The 17,057-nt window shown below is 71.3% G+C and carries 13 protein-coding genes and 1 pseudogene; 8 read left to right on the plus strand and 6 right to left on the minus strand.

The features are described from left to right. Positions 1 to 15: 15 nt before the first annotated feature. Entirely contained in the window at positions 16 to 1,626 is a 1,611-nt protein-coding gene (locus tag ACZ7J0_RS23305) for an FAD-binding oxidoreductase (protein ID WP_470890283.1), read from the plus strand. 86 nt (positions 1,627 to 1,712) lie between these two features. On the opposite strand, the gene ACZ7J0_RS23310 is transcribed toward ACZ7J0_RS23305, so the two are convergent. Continuing rightward, positions 1,713 to 2,285, minus strand: a complete 573-nt coding sequence (locus ACZ7J0_RS23310; RefSeq protein ID WP_470890285.1) for a TetR/AcrR family transcriptional regulator — start codon at positions 2,283 to 2,285, stop codon at positions 1,713 to 1,715. 141 nt (positions 2,286 to 2,426) lie between these two features. Here ACZ7J0_RS23310 and ACZ7J0_RS23315 point away from each other — a divergent pair, with 141 nt between their 5' ends. After that, positions 2,427 to 3,218 carry an SDR family NAD(P)-dependent oxidoreductase gene (locus ACZ7J0_RS23315; RefSeq protein WP_470890287.1) on the plus strand — a complete coding sequence of 264 codons (792 nt, stop codon included), beginning with the start codon at positions 2,427 to 2,429 and terminating at the stop codon, positions 3,216 to 3,218. A 579-nt stretch (positions 3,219 to 3,797) separates the two neighbouring features. After that, entirely contained in the window at positions 3,798 to 6,092 is a 2,295-nt protein-coding gene (locus ACZ7J0_RS23320; protein WP_470890289.1) for a CehA/McbA family metallohydrolase, read from the plus strand. A 104-nt stretch (positions 6,093 to 6,196) separates the two neighbouring features. Here ACZ7J0_RS23320 and ACZ7J0_RS23325 read toward each other — a convergent pair whose 3' ends face one another. Next, positions 6,197 to 7,546 (minus strand): TerD family protein, encoded by a 1,350-nt coding sequence (locus ACZ7J0_RS23325; protein ID WP_470890291.1) that lies wholly within the window; start codon positions 7,544 to 7,546, stop codon positions 6,197 to 6,199. Between the two features lie 280 nt (positions 7,547 to 7,826). On the opposite strand from ACZ7J0_RS23325, the gene ACZ7J0_RS23330 reads away from it, so the two are divergent. Continuing rightward, a complete protein-coding gene (locus ACZ7J0_RS23330; protein WP_470890293.1) occupies positions 7,827 to 8,114 on the plus strand; it encodes a hypothetical protein in 288 nt (95 codons plus the stop codon). A gap of 176 nt (positions 8,115 to 8,290) precedes the next feature. On the opposite strand, the gene ACZ7J0_RS23335 is transcribed toward ACZ7J0_RS23330, so the two are convergent. Beyond that, positions 8,291 to 9,517 carry an MFS transporter gene (locus tag ACZ7J0_RS23335; protein ID WP_470890456.1) on the minus strand — a complete coding sequence of 409 codons (1,227 nt, stop codon included), beginning with the start codon at positions 9,515 to 9,517 and terminating at the stop codon, positions 8,291 to 8,293. Further along, positions 9,514 to 10,878 carry an NAD(P)-binding domain-containing protein gene (locus ACZ7J0_RS23340; RefSeq protein WP_470890295.1) on the minus strand — a complete coding sequence of 455 codons (1,365 nt, stop codon included), beginning with the start codon at positions 10,876 to 10,878 and terminating at the stop codon, positions 9,514 to 9,516. Before ACZ7J0_RS23340 ends, ACZ7J0_RS23335 begins: the two co-directional genes overlap by 4 nt. Positions 10,879 to 11,477: 599 nt before the next feature. Here ACZ7J0_RS23340 and ACZ7J0_RS23345 point away from each other — a divergent pair. Continuing rightward, complete coding sequence (locus ACZ7J0_RS23345) at positions 11,478 to 11,846, plus strand: ArsR/SmtB family transcription factor (protein ID WP_470890297.1); 369 nt, start codon at positions 11,478 to 11,480, stop codon at positions 11,844 to 11,846. Positions 11,847 to 11,947: 101 nt separating this feature from the next. On the opposite strand, the gene ACZ7J0_RS23350 is transcribed toward ACZ7J0_RS23345, so the two are convergent. Then, the gene (locus ACZ7J0_RS23350; protein ID WP_470890457.1) at positions 11,948 to 12,340 is read right to left on the minus strand and encodes a MerR family transcriptional regulator; all 393 of its coding nucleotides are present in this window, start codon (positions 12,338 to 12,340) and stop codon (positions 11,948 to 11,950) included. A 412-nt stretch (positions 12,341 to 12,752) separates the two neighbouring features. Here ACZ7J0_RS23350 and ACZ7J0_RS23355 point away from each other — a divergent pair, with 412 nt between their 5' ends. Further along, positions 12,753 to 14,255, plus strand: coding sequence for a SulP family inorganic anion transporter (locus ACZ7J0_RS23355; protein WP_470890299.1), 1,503 nt, complete (start codon positions 12,753 to 12,755; stop codon positions 14,253 to 14,255). Between the two features lie 530 nt (positions 14,256 to 14,785). Beyond that, the gene (locus ACZ7J0_RS23360) at positions 14,786 to 15,415 is read left to right on the plus strand and encodes a class I SAM-dependent methyltransferase (protein ID WP_470890301.1); all 630 of its coding nucleotides are present in this window, start codon (positions 14,786 to 14,788) and stop codon (positions 15,413 to 15,415) included. Here the strand turns inward: ACZ7J0_RS23360 and ACZ7J0_RS23365 are convergent. Next, a pseudogene (locus ACZ7J0_RS23365) lies at positions 15,336 to 16,131 on the minus strand (transposase). The gene ACZ7J0_RS23360 and the pseudogene ACZ7J0_RS23365 sit on opposite strands and share 80 nt — an antisense overlap. A gap of 102 nt (positions 16,132 to 16,233) precedes the next feature. Between ACZ7J0_RS23365 and ACZ7J0_RS23370 the strand changes: the two are divergent. Further along, on the plus strand, positions 16,234 to 16,884 hold the full coding sequence (locus tag ACZ7J0_RS23370; RefSeq protein WP_470890303.1) for a hypothetical protein: 651 nt from the start codon (positions 16,234 to 16,236) through the stop codon (positions 16,882 to 16,884). Positions 16,885 to 17,057: the final 173 nt, after the last annotated feature.

The raw sequence follows: 17,057 nt of genomic DNA on the forward strand, positions 1-17,057 counted from the left end.
CTCTGGAGTACCTCCATGGACGGCACCACCGCTCGGCCGACCGACCGCGCCCGCTCCTGGTGGGGCTGGGGTTGGACGGACGCGCACCCCGACGACGCGGAATGCGTCGCGATGGGGGCACTGATTCCCGGCACCCTCGGCCGTCCGCTGCCCGTGCCCCGCGTCGACGACCTCGGTATAGGGGGACCCGGCGTCGAGCCGCCGCCGAGCCTCGCCCACCTGGTCACCGCCGACCCGGCGGACCGCGCCGCCCACGCCATGGGAAAGGCCTACCGCGACGTGGTGCGCGCCCTGCGCGGGCAGCCGGGTCGCATTCCCGACCTCGTTGCCCGCCCGACGGACGAGCGGGGCGTGGCCGATCTCCTGGACTGGGCGGGCGACCGTCGGATCGCCGTCGTCCCGTACGGAGGGGGCTCCTCGGTCAGCGGGGGAGTGGAGTACCGAGGTGACGCGCACCGGGCGGTGCTGTCCCTCGACCTGACCGCCATGGGGCGCGTCCTGGAGGTCGACACCGAGGGGCGCGCCGCGCGCATCCAGGCGGGCACCCTCGGGCCGAGCCTGGAGGACCAGCTTCGCCCGCACGGCCTCACCCTGCGGCACTTCCCGCAGAGCTTCGAGTTCTCCACCCTCGGCGGCTGGCTCGCCACCCGCGCCGGCGGCCACTACGCCACCGGGCGCACGCACATCGACGACTTCGTCCAGTCGATGCGCGTGGTCACCCCGTCCGGTACGAGCAACTCCTGGCGGCTGCCCGCCTCCGGGGCGGGCCCCTCACCCGACCGCCTCTTCCTGGGTTCCGAAGGGGCGCTCGGCGTCATCACCGAGGCGTGGATGCGCCTGCAGGAACGCCCCCGCCACAAGGCCTCCGCAGCGGTCGCCTTCACCGACTTCCACGCCGCGCTCCGAGCGGTGCGGGCCCTCGCGCAGTCCGACCTCTCGCCCGCCAACTGCCGTCTGCTCGACCCGGGCGAGGCGGCGCTGTCCGGCGCCGCCGAGGACGGTTGCTCCGTCCTCGTCCTCGGCTTCGAGTCGGCGCACGAACCAGTGGCCGACCGGCTCGCGCGCGCCGTCGAGCTGGCCCGTTCCCACGGCGGCCGGTACGGCGGGACCGCCGGCCCGGGCCCGGGCGAGGCGGCGGGCGGCGACGCGGCCGTGAGCGCCTGGCGCTCGGCCTTCCTGCGCATGCCCTACCTCCGCGACGGACTGGTCAGGATGGGCGCCGTGGCGGAAACCTTCGAGACGGCGGCCACCTGGGACCGCATACCCGGCCTGATCGACGCGGTGCGCACCGAGGTCGGTGCGGCGGCGCTCGAAGCCACCGGACACCCCGCTACCGTCAACTGCCGTCTGACGCACGTCTATCCGGACGGCGCCGCCCCCTACTTCACCGTCCTCGCCGCCGGACGGCCCGGCGACGAAGTCGCCCTCTGGGACGACCTCAAGGCCGTCGCCGGCGAGGTCCTGCACCGACACCGGGCCACCATCACCCACCACCACGCCGTCGGACGGGACCACCGGCCGGGTTACGACCGCCAGCGGCCCGAGCCCTTCGCGCTGGCCCTGCGGGCGGCGAAGGGCGCACTCGATCCCCGGGGCATCCTCAATCCCGGCGTACTCGTGGACTGACGGGCCCGCGCGTGACGCCGGCCACGACGCGAGCGAGTCCTGCGTCGAGCCGCCGACCCGTAGATCTCGGACGCGAGCCGCCGCCTCTACGGGTTCGGCGCCGGGGTGAACTCCGTGAGGATCAGCAGGGCGTCGACGAGATCCTCGGCCGGGGCGCCGGTGGCCAGGCGGCGCAGCTGCTGGCCGAAGACCAGGGCGACGGCCGCGCCCGCCAGGCGCGCGGGGTCCGGCACGCCGAGGTGGGTCAGGATCCGGGTGGCCAACAGGTCGTAGGCGGCGAAGCACTCGGCCGCGGCGGCACGCAGCCGTTCGTCGCGGCCGGCCTGGACGTACAGCTCGAAGGGCGCGATGTGGCGGCTGTCGAAGGCGTTTCCGCCCGCGACCTGCGCCACCACCTCGGCCGCCTGCCCGATGTCGAAGCGCTCGTCGGAGCACGCGTCGGCGAGCGCCGTGAAGTGCCGGGTCTCCTCGGCCACGAATTGCAGCAGGCTCTCGCGCAGCAGCTCGTGCTGGGTGGCGAAGTGGTAGGTGACCGAACCGAGGGAGACCCCCGCCTCCTTGGCGATCCGCCGGTTGGTGACGGCGGCGATGCCGTCCTGCCCGATGATCCGCAGTACGGCGTCGATGATGCTCTGGCGGGTGTCGGAAGCATGGGGCATGTCGACATTCTGCCCCATCGGCCGCCGCGACCGCCCGGGCAGGGCCGGGGAGTTGGGGATGCCTGAGGTGTGGACACGGGGCGGAGGGATCCATACTGTTCGTTCGAACGAACAGTAGAGGGCAGCCGCAGGGGAGTCATCGTGGACATATCCGGATCCAACGTTCTGCTGACCGGGGCCACCGGAGGCATCGGCTCCGCCCTGGCGGCGAGCCTGGCAGGGCAGGGAGCCCGCCTCACGCTCACCGGGCGCCGGGAGGAGGCCCTCAAGGCCACCGCGGACGCCTGCGGCGCCCGCACGGTGGTCGCCGATCTGGCCGAACGGTCCGACGTGGTCCGGCTCGCCGAGACCTGCGCCGAGGCGGACGTCCTCGTCGCGAACGCCGCCCTGCCCGCCAGCGGCGACCTCCTCGACTACACCGAGGAGCAGCTCGACCGCGCCCTCGACGTCAACCTGCGCGCGCCCGTCCTGCTGTCCAGGCTGCTCGCGGCGCACATGGTGGTCCGCGGTCGCGGCCACATCGTGCTGGTCGGTTCCATCTCCGGCAAGGCGGCGACCAAGTCGACCTCCCTCTACAACGCGACGAAGTTCGGGCTGCGCGGATTCGCCCTCGCGCTGCGCCAGGAACTCAGGGGCACGGGGGTGGGGGTGTCCCTGGTCCAGCCCGGCTTCGTCCGCGACGCGGGGATGTTCGCGGACACGGGCGCCGCCCCGCCGAGCGGCATCCGGACCGTGACCCCCGGACAGGTCGCCGCCGGCGTCGTACGAGCCGTTCGCCGCGACCTGTGCGAGGTCAACGTGGCGCCGCTGGAGCTGCGGCTGCTCAGCGCCATCGCCGGGCAGTTCCCCGGGTTCGCCGAGCGGGTCCAGGCCCGAGCGGGCGTCGACGGCTCGGTGCGACAGATGGTCGAGGCCCAGCGCGCACACCGTTAGCCGTCGACGGGCCCGTGCTCACACCGTGAGGCGACCACGGCCCGTGCTCACATGGTGGGCGCCCGCGGTCTCGCGCCACCGGGCGGGACCGCCGCTCCCCGCCCGCACCGTCTCCTTCACCCTGCCGCGGTCCGTCCTGCCCCCGCTCCCGCCCATGCACCGCAACGCCCGCGGACGGGCACCCGCACGCCTCGGACGTCCACGCATAGGGAACGCCGTCGCACCGCTGCCGCACGCCCATGCACCGGAACGCCGTCGCCCCCGCTCCCGCCCATGCACCGGAACGCCCGCGGACGGGCACCCGCACGCCTCGGACGTCCACGCAAAGGGAACGCCGTCGCACCGCTCCCGCACGCCCTCGCACCCGAACGCCTTCCACGCCACCTCACGTGAACGGAGAGCACGACTGTGCCGAGTCAACACCTCCCCAACGCCGCCGTGCCCGGCCCGTCTCCCGGCCCGGGTGTCGAGCGCAGATCCCTGCTCCGATTAGGGGCCCTGCTGGCCGCGGGCGGAGCCGCCGCGCTGGTTCCCGCACCGGTCGCGCACGCCGCGACGCGGGGCCAGGGGACCGACGCGGTGACGACCACCTACAAGGGCCGCTCCCCGTACGGCAACGACCAGTGGGCGTACGTCGCCTTCGACGTCCCCGCCGGAGTGCAGCGGATCTCCGTCTCCACCACCCACGACGCCGCCGCCGGCATCCTGGACCTCGGCATCTTCGGCCCGTCCGGTTTCCGCGGCTGGTCGGGCGGCGCACGCACCGGGTTCACCCTCTCCGCGGCGGACGCCACTCCCGGCTACGCGCCCGGGCCCGTCGAGCCCGGCCGCTGGTCCGTCATCCTGGGGCCGATGGTCGGCAGCGCCGGCGGCATGGCCTGGCAGGTCGACGTCACCCTGCACTCCGGAGACCCGCTGCCCCGGACCCCGTACGACATCCTGCCGACCTCGGTGGCAGGGCGGGGGGCCGGCTGGTACCGGGGCGACCTGCACCTGCACAGCGTGCACTCCGACGGGCAGCGAACCGTGGACGAGATCGTCGCTGCCGCCCGCCAGGAGGGGCTGCACTTCCTCGCCACCTCCGACCACAACACCAGCTCCACCGGGGTGACGTGGCACGGCAACATCCCGACCGACCTCCTGGTCATCAACGCGGAAGAGGTCACCACGCGCCACGGCCACTGGCTGGCCGTCGGACTGCCGCAGGGCGAATGGGTGGACTGGCGTTACGGCCCCGCGGACCAGGGGGCGTTCGAGGGCCACGCCCGGCGCGTGCACAGTCTGGGCGGACTCACGATCGCGGCCCACCCGCTCACTCCGGCGGCGGGATCCTTCTGGGAGTTCGGCCTCGACCGCGTGGACGCGCTGGAGGTGTGGAACGGACCGTGGACCCTGGACGACGCGGCCAACATCGCCGCCTGGCACGTCATGCTCTGCCTCGGCAAGCGGGTCGCCGCCGTGGGCAACAGCGACGCCCACAGCCCCGCCGACGCCGTCGGCAGGCCCCACAACGTCGTGCACGCCACCAGCCTGTCGACTCCCGCCGTACTGGACGCACTGCGCCTGGGCCGGTCGTACGCCGTCGAATCCGCGGCCGTGACCCTGGACTTCACCGCCCGCGCAGGCGCTGCGGTCGCGGGACCCGGCGAGGAACTGCCCCTCTCGCTCTTCGACACCGTCGACGTGACCTTGGACGTGACCGGCGCCCCGGACAGTATCGCCACGCTGTACACCGAGTGGGGCATCATGGCCGCGACCTGCATCGACGGCACCGGCAGGGGGCGACTGCACTGGCGCGGCTGGGGCAAGGCCTCCCTGTTCGCCCGCGCCGAAGTACGCCGGCCCAAGCCCGCCTCCACCACCCTGGACCAACTGGTCGCCATTACCAACCCGGTGTGGTTCTACTCCGCGCAACTGCCCCCGTACGACGTCGAGAGGCGCGCGCTCTTCCACTCCGTGCGCCACCCCGACGGGACGTGGAGCAGCATGCGTCCGCTGCCGGGCGCCGTCGGCGCCGCTTCGTTCGCGGGGGTCCAGAGCGCCGCGGCCGGTATGCCGGACGGGTCCGTCGTGGTGCTGGGCATCGCCCCCGACAACGGACTGTGGCTTACCACCGTACGAGGTTCGGCCACCCTCCAGCCCTGGCAGCGCGTCGCGGGACCGGACGGCTCGACCGGGTTCACCGTCCGGGAGGCGGACATCGCCGCCTTTCCCGACGGCACCTGCCAGATCGTGGTGACGGCCATGGACGGCACCACCCTCCACCAGCAGCGCCGCGCCGACGGGGGGCTGCCCGGCTTCCGGGCCGTGCCCGGGTTCGGCCCGAACAGCCGCTGGGGTGCGACGAAGGTGTCGATCACCGCCATGCCCGACGGGTCGGCCCAGCTGCTGAGCTACGGCACGGACGGTGCCATGTACCACTGCGTCCACGGGCGGGACGGTGCGTGGACGGCCTGGGGGCGCCTGTCCGGCTACAACGGTGCCCCGTCGTTCTCCGGGCCGGCCCTCGCGATCACCGGCATGCCCGACGGTTCCTCCCAGGTCCTCGCGATCGGGCTCGACGGGATGGTCTACCACCAGCAGCGGCTGCCCAACGGCTCCTGGACCGGATTCCGGCCCCCGCGAGGCGTCACCACCGCTACCATGGGGGCCAGCGCCATCGGCATCGCGGGGACGCCCGACGGCTCGGCCCAGATCGTGGCGGTCGGGCTCGACGGCCGCATCTGGCACACCGTCAGGAGGCCGGACGGCGCCTGGACACCGTTCGCCCGGATACCCGGCCCGAACGGGAGGGACCCCTTCCCCGCGGGGCAGGTCCGCATCACCGCACTGCGCGACGGCACCACGCACGTGACGGCCATCAGCGCCGGCTAGGGCGTTTCCTTCGGATCACCTCGCCGCAGCGCAGCGTGTGTCCCGGCCCGTCCATGGCCCGACGGGCCGGTGACGGACCGGGGGCACGCTGTGACCGCCTCTTCTCACACCGCGCGGACCTTCATGTGCCACGATCCCTCCGCGGCGTCGAACCGGAGGAGGAGGGGCCCCTCGGGGAGCGGAGCACTCACTCTGTGGCGCTTGCCGGCCTCGTTGACCAGCATGGTCTCGTCGGCGGCGGCGATGGTCGTGTGGCCGGCTACCTCGTGTCCGCTCATGTGGCAGTAGCTACCGCCGGTCAGGTCGCGGAACTTCACCTTGAGGTCCGCCACCGGCCCCATGTAGAGCAACGCTTCAGGACCGCGACCAGTCAACTCGCTTTCGAGCCGGCGAGCGTGCGCGAGTGGTCGGAAGGTCAGCCTCCACCGGGTGTGCGCCTTGACGCTCAGGCGCAGCGGGCGGCCGCCGAGTGAATCGACAGCCGCACTGCCTTGGAAGTTCTCCAGCGTGGAGTTGAAGACGAGCTGGTCTTCCTTGTTCCGCTTGTCCAGGCTGTAGACACAGAAGTAATCGTCACCTTCACGCGTCATCTCGACCAGGACGGGACCCGGCGGAACACTACGGTCCGCGGTGACGACCTGCCTTCCCTTCCCTTCGACGGTGTACGGCTCGAAGACCGGTCCGAAGGTCCAGGCGCCGCCGGGCGAGACATGCGTCGGAGATACGGGCGCTGCGAGGGGAACTGTGGGCGGGGCGAACGCGGGCGGGACTGCGGCCGGGACAGCCGGCGTTGCGAACGTGGCGGGGGCTGCGGGCGGGGCGAACGCGGGTGGCGCGAAGGGAGCCGGACCAGTGGTCTTCGACACCGCCGCGAGCGGAACCGGGCCCGGCGACGGCGGAGCCGGCAGCGGTACGGCCGACGCGGGAGACTCCTCGGCAGCCACCTCGATGCCGAAGTCCGTCGCCAGGCCCGCCAGCCCGGAGGCGTAACCCTGGCCCACCGCACGGAACTTCCAGCCGCCCGCGCGTCGGTAGAACTCGCCGAAGACGAACGCCGTCTCCGTCGTCGCGTCCACGACTGTGTAGCGGACGACCGAGACGCCGTCCGGCGCGAACGCCTCCACCGTCGGTTCCGCCAAGGCCCCCACCGTGCCGCTGTCCGTCGAGCCCACGACCAGGACGCGTTCGACCGCCGCCTCGACGCGGGGCAGATCAAGTTCGAGCCACTGCGTGGAGGCGTCGTGGGCGTCGCCCACGTGCCGTACCGCGCCCGAAGGATGCACCGCCTGGCCGTGGAACACCATGTCGGCGTCTCCGCGCGCCTTGCCGCTCGCGTCCAGCAGCAGAGCGGAGACATCGACGAGTGGGGCTCCGGAGCGGAGTTCATGGCGCACGGCGACGCGAAGAGCGACTGTCGGCACGAAGGAGTTGGCGCCCTTGGTTATGTGGCTCATGCCGGACATCATGCGGGATGCGCCCGGTGGAGGCGATCAGTCCATTTGAGCGCGAAAGGCCGGCGCTCCAACAGGGGCAGGAGCGGAGGGGCCCGTCCAACGACGGCGCGGGCGAGGGCCGACCGCGTCGGGCAGCCGGCCTGCCGGCTGATGTCGGCCCGGACTCTTGCCCATCCACCGGTCTCTTGGAGACCGCGCTGGTGGACACCTACGATGCCTAAGATCACTGTCACGCCGTGGACGGTTTCGGCAGCAGCACCACACCTCGGGGGGGACGTCCATGGACTCGTTCAACGTGCCCGTTGGGCCGGCGGCCGTACGCGGGCCCCGTTATCGGTTCCGCGACCCAGCGACCGGCACTCTCGCTCAGGCACTGATAGCCACGTCTGTCCTGGCTGACGTCTACGACATGCTGACCCGCGGCGCCGATTCCCCCTGGATCGCAGACGGCGGTGTCTTCCTCGGCGTGCTTCAAGCGTCCTGCTGGATCGCCTTCCTGATCTGGTTCCACCGCTGTCGTTGCAACGCGGAGGTGCTGGCATCCTGGCGATCGTCATCCGCCGTGTGACCGCCTACCAACCGGCTGGCCCCCTCCCGTACATGAACATGACCTGAGCCCGGGGCGACGCTCGGCCTCCGGCCGACCGAGGCCGTCCGGGCGCCCCGGCCGGGGACGGGGCGTCCTCGTGCCCGTCCCGATCGCGTGCGAACCGCGCTGCCGTGCGCGGTGGCCGACCGGGGTGGTCAATCGCAGCGGGTACCCAAGGCGATGACCGCCGCCAGAGTGGAAAGGGCGGCGAGGAGCAGGAACAAGGACGGGTAGCCGCCCAAGGGGCCGACGAGGACGGCTCCGGCAAAGGGGGCGAGGGCGGCCACGATGGTGGTCGGGGCGCCGAGCAGGGCGGAAAGGCGTCCGTAGTGGGTGGTTCCCCAGCGGTCGGTGACCGCGGTGGCCTGGAGGAGGGTGAGGTTGCCGCGTATCAGTCCTGCGGTGACCGCGAGCACGGTGAGTGCGACGAAGGGGCCGGGCACGAGAGCGAGTGCGGCGGTGGTGGCGCCGCCTGCGGCCAGGAGTGTGGCGGTTCGGATGGTGACGGTAGTGCGGCGGGCGAGGGTGGAGTAGAGGGTGCGGCCGAGGGTTTGGCCGGCTCCGCCGAGGCCGAGGGCCCAGGCTGCCTGGGTGCTGGTGGCTCCGCGTTCGGTCAAGAGCGGGACGAGGCCCATGACGACGGAGTACATGGCGAAGCCGGACAGGGTGAGGGCGATGGCCAGCAGGAGGAAGGGGCGGCTGCGCAGGGTCGCCGCCGCGCCTTCATTGAGGGGCGCGTGCTGCGGCGAGGTGGCCGGTGCGGGCGGCCAGGGTGCGTTGAGAGCGATGGCGTGTGCCGGCACCGTGACTACGGCCAGGATCGCGGCCAGTACGAGGTAGGTGGTGCGCCAGGAAAGGTGCTCCGCGAGGCATGCGGTCAGCGGTGCGAAGACGGTGGAGGCGAGGCCACCGGCGAGGGTGACGATGGTGAGTGCGCGGATGCGGTCGGGGCCCCACCAGCGGGTGAGGGCCGCGAAAGCCGGGTGGTAGAACGTGGCCGCCATCGCGACACCGGCCAGCGCCCAAGCGGCGGCGAAGGCGTACGGATTGGATGTGCAGGCGACTGCGATGAGGGCGAAGGTGGCGAGCATCGAGCCGCCGGTCATGACGGCGCGCGGGCCGCGGGCGTCGAGCATGCGGCCAATCGGGATTCCGGCCAGGCCGGAGATGGTGAGGGCCAGGGAGAACGCGGCGGTGGTGGCGAGCGGGGACCAGCCGGTGTCGGCGGTGATGGTGGGGTTGAGCACGGGGAAGGCGTAGTAGACGATCCCCCAACTGGTGATCTGGGTGGCGCACAGGGCGGGGAGTACGGCGCGAGGCCGCGACCGGCCCCCCTTTCCGGTCGCGGCCTCGCCGGCCTGGGTGTGCGGCACGGTGGTCAGCAGCCGCCGGAGGAGGCCGGAGCGCCGACGCTGATCTGCGGCCCGGTCGTGGCAGGGGCGCAGCAGCCGCCGCCCGCTTCTTCGGCCGGTGCGGGCTGGTCGAAGAGACCGGCGCCGCCGCAGACTCCGGTTTCGGGGAGGGTGAGTTCGACGCGTTCGGCGGCCTCGTGGTCGCCGGCGAGGTGGGCGGCGATCGAGCGGACCTGCTCGTATCCGGTCATGGCGAGGAAGGTCGGGGCGCGGCCGTAGGACTTCATCCCGACCAGGTAGACGCCCTGCTCCGGGTGGGAGAGCTCCTTCACGCCGTGGGGCTGGACGGTGCCGCAGGAGTGCTGGTTCGGGTCGATGAGCGGCGCGAGTTCGACGGGGGCTTGGAGGCGCTCGTCGAGCCGGAGGCGGAGCTCGTCGAGGAAGGTGAGGTCGGGGCGGAAGCCGGTGAGGCCGATGATCTCGTCGACCGCGTCGAGGCGGCGGCCGTCCTCGCCGACCAGGACCAGGCGCCCATGGTTGTCGCGTTCGACGGCGTCGGTGCGGAAGCCGGTGACGGCGTCCGCGTAGCCGCCCTCGACGGCGGCCTTGGCTGCGAGGCCGAGGGCGCCGCGGGCGGGGAGCTGGTCCGATTCGCCGCCGCCGAAGGTCGATCCGCTGATGCCGCGGCGCAGGATCCACACCGCGTGGGTGTCCGGCTCTTCCTTGGCGAGCTCGGCGAGGTGGACGAGGGCGGTGAAGGCGGAGGCGCCGGAGCCGATGACGGCGGTGCGCTTGCCCGCGTAGCGGGCGCGCTGCGCGGGGTCCTTGAGGTCGGGGACCCGATAGGAGATCCGGTCGGCCGCGGTCTTCTCGCCGCGGGCGGGCAACCCGTCGCCGCCGAGCGGGCTGGGGGTGGACCAGGTGCCGGAGGCGTCGATGACGGCCGAGGCCAGGATCCGCTCCTCGCTCCCGTCGCTGCCGGTGACGTGAACGGTGAAGGGCCGGCTGTGGCGGTCGGCGTCCACGACGCGGTCGCGGCCGGCGCGGGAGACGCCGGTGACGGTGGTGTGACAGCGAACGCTGTCGCCGAGTGCGTCGGCGAGGGGCTGGAGGTAGCGCTCGGCCCAGTCGCCGCCGGTGGGGTACGCGCTCCCTTCGGGCGCGGTCCAGCCGGTGGGGGAGAGCAACTTCTCGGCGGCCGGGTCGATGACCTCGGCCCAGGTGGAGAAGAGGCGTACGTGCGCCCACTGGCGGGTCGCGGCGCCTGCACTGTCACCGACTTCGAGCACCAGTGGCGTGATGCCTCGTTCGACGAGGTGTGCGGCAGCCGCCAGGCCGATGGGGCCTGCTCCGATTACCACGGTGGGCAGGGCGGTGGTGGACGCGTTCACGGTGACTCCCCAAGTTGATTCGACATTCGTCGATGACCTGTCACGTTCAGCGTCCCACCTGATTCGATGGACGTCAACATAGACATTCATCGAAGAGGAGGGTCATCCGTGGAGCTGTTCGAAGTCGTCGTCGGCCGGGCCCGTCGGCGCACGTCCTGTGGTGAGGAGGGGTACGGCCGGGTGGTGCGGGTGGCGTGTGGCGGGGTCGTGGCCGCTCATAGGGCAGCGGCCGCTCTTCTCGCCGGCCAGGTACGGCGCGCTGCCCGGCCTGCTGTTCCCCGGCGATCCGGACCGGTACCCGCATCACGACGGTGGGGCCTGCCTCGCCTCCCGCGCCGCCGGCCCGGGCGCCGACGCCCGTATGGGATCGCATGTCAGCGAGGCTGTGCCGACGGCCCCGGCTTCACCGTCGAGCTGGCTGGAGGCGGGAGATCGGTGGGGTGGCCGAAGGTTCCCGATCCGCGACCACCTGGCCGTCGTCGAACTCCCTGGCGAGGTATCGGGGCCGGGGGGGCGGCCCCGTCAGCCTGGCATCCGGCAGGGACGCTTGTGCGCCGCTGGCCCGTGCCCCTTGGTTCGATGTGTGTCAACATAGATGCATGTCGAATGTGAAGGCGCTGCCGCTTCTGGAGCCGGACGCCCTGGCGGCGTGTTGCCCGCCGCTGAACGAGCGGCCGCTCAACGCCGAGGAGGCCGAGACCGCCGCGAAGATGTTCAAAGCGCTCGGGGACCCGGTGCGGCTGCGGCTGTTCTCCGCCGTCGCCTCCCACGCGGGCGGGGAGGCGTGCGTGTGCGACATCTCCGACGTCGGCGTCTCCCAGCCCACCGTCTCCCATCATCTGAAGAAGCTGAAAGAAGCCGGGCTGTTGTCCTCCGAACGGCGCGGGACCTGGGTCTACTACCGCGTCGAACCGGCCGTACTCGCCGCCATGGGGGCCCTGCTGACCACCGCCGCACCCCCAGCCTGAGCCGGCGCGGAGACCGGAGCGTCTCGACTCATTCCGCGACCGTCCGCCGGTCGGCCGCCGTTATCCAAGCGGTGACCGAGGTGCAGGCGGTCGAGTGCCGCTCAGGCCCGCGTGGCGGAGTTCTGTTCCAGTCGGGCGCGGAGGGTGGCCGCGAAGTCCTCGGCGCGGGCCAGTTGCACTCGAAGCTCCTGGATCTTCGCGACTGCGGCGTGCTCGTAGCCCCGCACCCGTTCAAGGAGCTGCGCGTGCTCGCGGGTCTCGGTCTCCGCGGAGTCGAGGCGGTCGGTGGCGTCGAGGAGGTCGCGCATCTGGTCCAGGGTGAAGCCGAGCGGCTTCATGCGCCGGATGACCATGAGCCGCTGCACGTCGGCTTCGGTGTAGAGGCGGAAGCCACCTTGGGATCGGGCGGACGGGGCGACGAGGCCGGTCTCCTCGTAGTGCCGGATCGTGCGCAAGGACAGTTCGGTCCGCGCGGCGACTTCGCCGATCTGCATGTGCTTGTCGTTCACGCGTATGACCTCTGGCCTTCTCGTCCCCGGTCGGCTGCGGCCGATGCGGCCTCAGCGATCTCTACTCTAACGTTAGGGTAGAGTTGCTGGCGCGAGGGCGGTGTACGGCTGCTCTGCTTCAGCCGTGCCGGGGCCGATGACGCCCCCGGCCAAAGTCCGTTCTTGCAGGAGCGTGCGTGCGCGAGCCCATGATGCCCGGCACCGCCGCCTGCCCGCCGTGACGCTTGGCCAGTGACGAGAGCATCGGCCCCAGTGCGTGCCGACCCCGCTCCGTCCCTCATGACTTCCGGCCCGAGTTTGCGGGCCGCTCGCGGGGTGCCGCCCGGCCCTTCCGCGTCTTTACGCACGCCCCGACTGCCGACGTGGGCGTGCCTGAGTGCGACAGGTACCTGCTTCCTTGTCTTCTTCCGCCCTCACCCCGGTCGCGCGGCTGCGCGGCCTGCGCCCCGACTGGCTCTCCGACCCGAAGGTCTGGCGCACCGAGGTCCTGGCCGGCCTCGTGGTTGCTCTCGCGCTGATCCCCGAGGCGATCTCGTTTTCCATCATCGCCGGTGTCGACCCCGCGATCGGCCTGTTCGCCTCCTTCACCATGGCCGTCGTCATCTCCCTGGTCGGCGGACGCCGCGCGATGATCTCGGCCGCGACCGGCGCGGTCGCGCTCGTCATCGCACCCCTGAACCGCGAGCACGGCCTCGGCTACCTGGTCGCCGCCGTCATCCTCGCCGGCGTCTTCCAGGTCGCCCTCGGCGCCCTGGGCGTGGCAAAACTGATGCGGTTCATCCCGCGCTCGGTGATGGTCGGCTTCGTGAACTCCCTGGCCATCCTGATCTTCATGACCCAGGTACCCGAGATGCGGAACGTGCCGTGGGCCGTGTATCCGCTGATCATCGGCGGGCTGGCGCTGATGGCGTTCTTCCCCAAGGTCACCACCGCGGTCCCGGCGCCGCTTGTTTCCATCGTGATCCTGACCGTCATCACGGTCGGAGCGGCCATCGCGGTGCCGACCGTCGGCGACAAGGGCGCCCTGCCCTCCTCGCTGCCGGTGCCCGGCCTGCCCGACGTGCCGTTCACCCTCGACACGCTGACCACCATCGCCCCGTACGCCTTCGCGATGGCGCTCGTCGGTCTGATGGAGTCCCTGATGACCGCCAAGCTCGTCGACGACATCACCGACACCCACTCGAACAAAACCCGCGAGTCCATCGGCCAGGGCATCGCCAACATCGTCACCGGCTTCTTCGGCGGCATGGGCGGCTGCGCCATGATCGGCCAAACCATGATCAACGTGAAGGTCTCCGGCGCCCGTACGCGCCTCTCGACCTTCCTGGCCGGCGCGTTCCTCATGGTGCTGTGCATCGTCTTCGGCCCGGTTGTCTCCGACATCCCCATGGCCGCCCTGGTCGCCGTCATGGTCATGGTGTCGTTCGCGACGTTCGACTGGCATTCCATCGCCCCGCAGACGCTCAAGCGGATGCCTCCGGGTGAGATCGCCGTCATGTTCGTCACTGTGGCCTGCGTCGTTGCCACCCACAATCTCGCCATCGGCGTCGTCGTCGGCTCGATCACGGCCATGGTCATCTTCGCCAAGCGGGTCGCGCACCTGGCCAACGTCACCTCCGTTACCGACCCCGACGGAACCGCCGTCGTGTACTCGGTCACCGGTGAGCTGTTCTTCGCCTCCTCCAACGACCTCGTCGGCCAGTTCAACTACGCCACCGACCCGGACAAGGTCGTCATCGACCTCTCCTCCGCCCACATCTGGGACGCCTCGTCCGTCGCCGCGCTCGACGCGATCGAGACCAAGTACAACCAGCGCGGCAAGACCGTCGAGATCACCGGCTTGAACAACCCAAGCGCCGACCTCCACGGCAAGCTCAGCGGCGAACTCAGCAGTCACTGACCGGAGCCCGGCCGGGCTTCCCCGTGACGGGAACTCGCGCAGCGGGGACTGGCGCCGACTTCAGCGCGAGAACAGCGGCGATCTCACGGCGGCGTCCCGGGCCGGGCGGCCGATACCGGCCGGGGCCGAACCGGTCCACCTCGCGGCGGCCTGGGACGCCGGGTAGGAACGGCCGCGGGTCCAGGTTCCGGTGGCGCCGATCACGTCGCGGGCGTGCCAGGCGCCGTCTCCGGTCTCGACCCGCAGTAAGTCGCCCTCGCGGTGGACGGCGTCTGGCTCTCGTTCACGGGCAGAGGTTCTGGCTCAGGTTGTGTGATCCGTGCACCGTAGGGTCCTCCGCTGCCTGGAATCCCTCTCACAGACCGAATGCCGGCGTACGAGCGGAAGTGCAGAACCGCGTACAGATGAACGTGCAGAGCTGTTAGGACCTGCCCCCATGATCATGTGGCGGACAGTCAGTCGCTAGGGGAGCGGGGTCGGCACGGGGCCGGAGAAGCTGCGAACGGGCGCGGGTGTTAGCTTCTTTTCCCGTGGTGGAGCACCAGGACGAGACCAGGGCGGCCTACGACGGGATCGTCGAGCTGTATGCGTCGATGTTCGCTAATCAGCTGGAGACGCAGCCGTTCTCGCGGAACATGATCGGCACCTTCGCCGAGCTCGTGCGCGGGACGGGGAACACGCGGGCAGCCGACGTCGGGTGCGGGCCCGGACATCTGACGGCCATGCTGCACGACCTGGGGCTGGACGCTTTCGGGCTCGACCTCTCCCCGGCCATGGTCGACCACGCTCGGCGGGCCCATCCGGCGCTGCGGTTCGACGAGGCGCGGATGGAGGCCCTGCCGGTCGAGGACGGCGCGCTCGGCGGCGTGTTGGCCCACTACTCGGTGATCCATACCCCGCCTGGGGAATTGCCCGCGCTGCTCGCCGAGCTGGTGCGTGTCCTGGCGCCAGGGGGCCTGCTCCTGGTCTCGTTCTTCGGGACCGAGGGACCGGAGCCGGTCCGCTTCGATCACAAGGTGACGCCCGCCTATAGCTGGCCGGTGGACCGGTTGGCCGAGTTGCTGGTCGGGGCCGGGCTCGTCACGTTCGCCCGGCTGCTCCACGATCCGGCCTCCGAGCGGGGCTTCCTCGACGCCCACTTGCTGGCTCGCCTCCACTAGAGCGTGCCCCGTCGCCTTTAAGGCGGCAGTCGCGGAGGATCTTCCAGGTCTTCATGCGGGCGAAGACGTGCTCAACGCGGGCTCGGGCCTGCTTGTGGGACTTGTTGTGTTCCTCTTTCCAAGCCGGGAGCTCGGCCTGGCCGCGCGCTCGCGGCGGTGCGGAATGACCAGTCCGGTGCCCGGGTAGCCGCCGTCGGCGATCGTGAGGGTCTTGCCGACGGCAGCCTTGGCGCCGGCTCCTCCCACGCCTTGCAGTCGTTCCGGTTCCCGGCGAGCGGCCGGCCGATCACGACGATCAGTGGGGTGTCGGCGTCGATGACGACCTGGTGGTTGGTGGAGTACCGGTAGTTCTTCGACCGCTCGGCGATGGTGTGGTCCCGGGTGGGGACCAGGGTGCCGTCCACGATGAGCACAGCGTCCTTGGCGAACCGCTTGCGGGACCGAAGGGCGCAGGAGCCCGAGGTGGTCGATGATTCGGTCCGCCGCCGACTTGGACACACCGAACATTGGGGCGAGCTGGCGCATGGTCAGGTACGTGCGCCAGTAGGCCGTGACCAGCAGTGTCCGGTCCTCCAGAGGAAGGCTCCACGGCCGGCCCTTGCGGACCGTGTCCGTGCCCTGGCGCCGCAGAACCTTCACCGGCTTCCCGAAGGCGGGCTCAGCCCGGAGAACGGGGTTATCCAGGACGGCTCCGACGCCGTGATCACACCAGCCACACCATGATCGTTCCAGCCAGCGGAGGTCGAGCGAGTGTCCTTCCGCAAGGTCAGTGGCCACCGGTGCTGTGCCTGCCGACACGGCCAGTCCAGAATGCTGCCGTGGTCGAAGACGAGCAGAGCGGCATAGAACCGCGTTCATTCCTGACATGCGCGATAGAGGTGGCTCGGCAGCTGGGCGTCGGAGACGTCGCCATGAAGCCGGACGACCAGGCCCGCCGCCTCGCCCATGCGGTGCGTAAGCCGCTGCTCGAACGCGCAACTCTGCCGGAGGAGTTGTTCGCCCCACTGATGGCTGCAGCCGTGTACGACCCAGATCCCAGTTTCTGCCGCTGGTTCGTCGAGCCGGCGGTCTACGCGTTCGGACGCCGCCGTGTGATGGCGGCATTGGTCGACTACCTGAGGAACGGCACGGATGCTGAGCGAGCTGGTGCCGTGCGGGCCTGGTACAGCGCCCATGTGCCCATACGTGCAGATCGTTCCCCGGCGTACGGACCCGGTGGGGTACGTGATCCCGCTCTGGACGAGTCACAGGACATCAGAGCCGGGTGGATGGAGGCGTCCATGCGGGTGTTCGCCGAAGCCACCGACCTGCAGATGCGCCACCGGGTCCTCCTGGGCCTGCCTACCTCCCCTGCGGCGTACCCGCCATCCCTGCACGAACTGTTTGAAAGCACACTCGCATCCGCCCGGCTCCATTCCGACCTACACATCCGCCGCTGGGCCGCAGCAGCAGACCACGAGGGGGGCTGAGCCCGATTCTCGTCCTGCCAGTTACGGGACAGCCCTTGGCAAGGCTCCTTGGTGAACAGGGCCGACACCGAGGCGGAGGACAGTTCAAGGCCCGGCCTTCTCGGCCAGAAGCCGCCGCAGTTGGGCGGATGGCCGCCGCCCGGCGCGAGGTCAGGGAGAACAGGTGCCAGGAG

Source organism: Streptomyces sp. NPDC038280 (assembly GCF_055600045.1).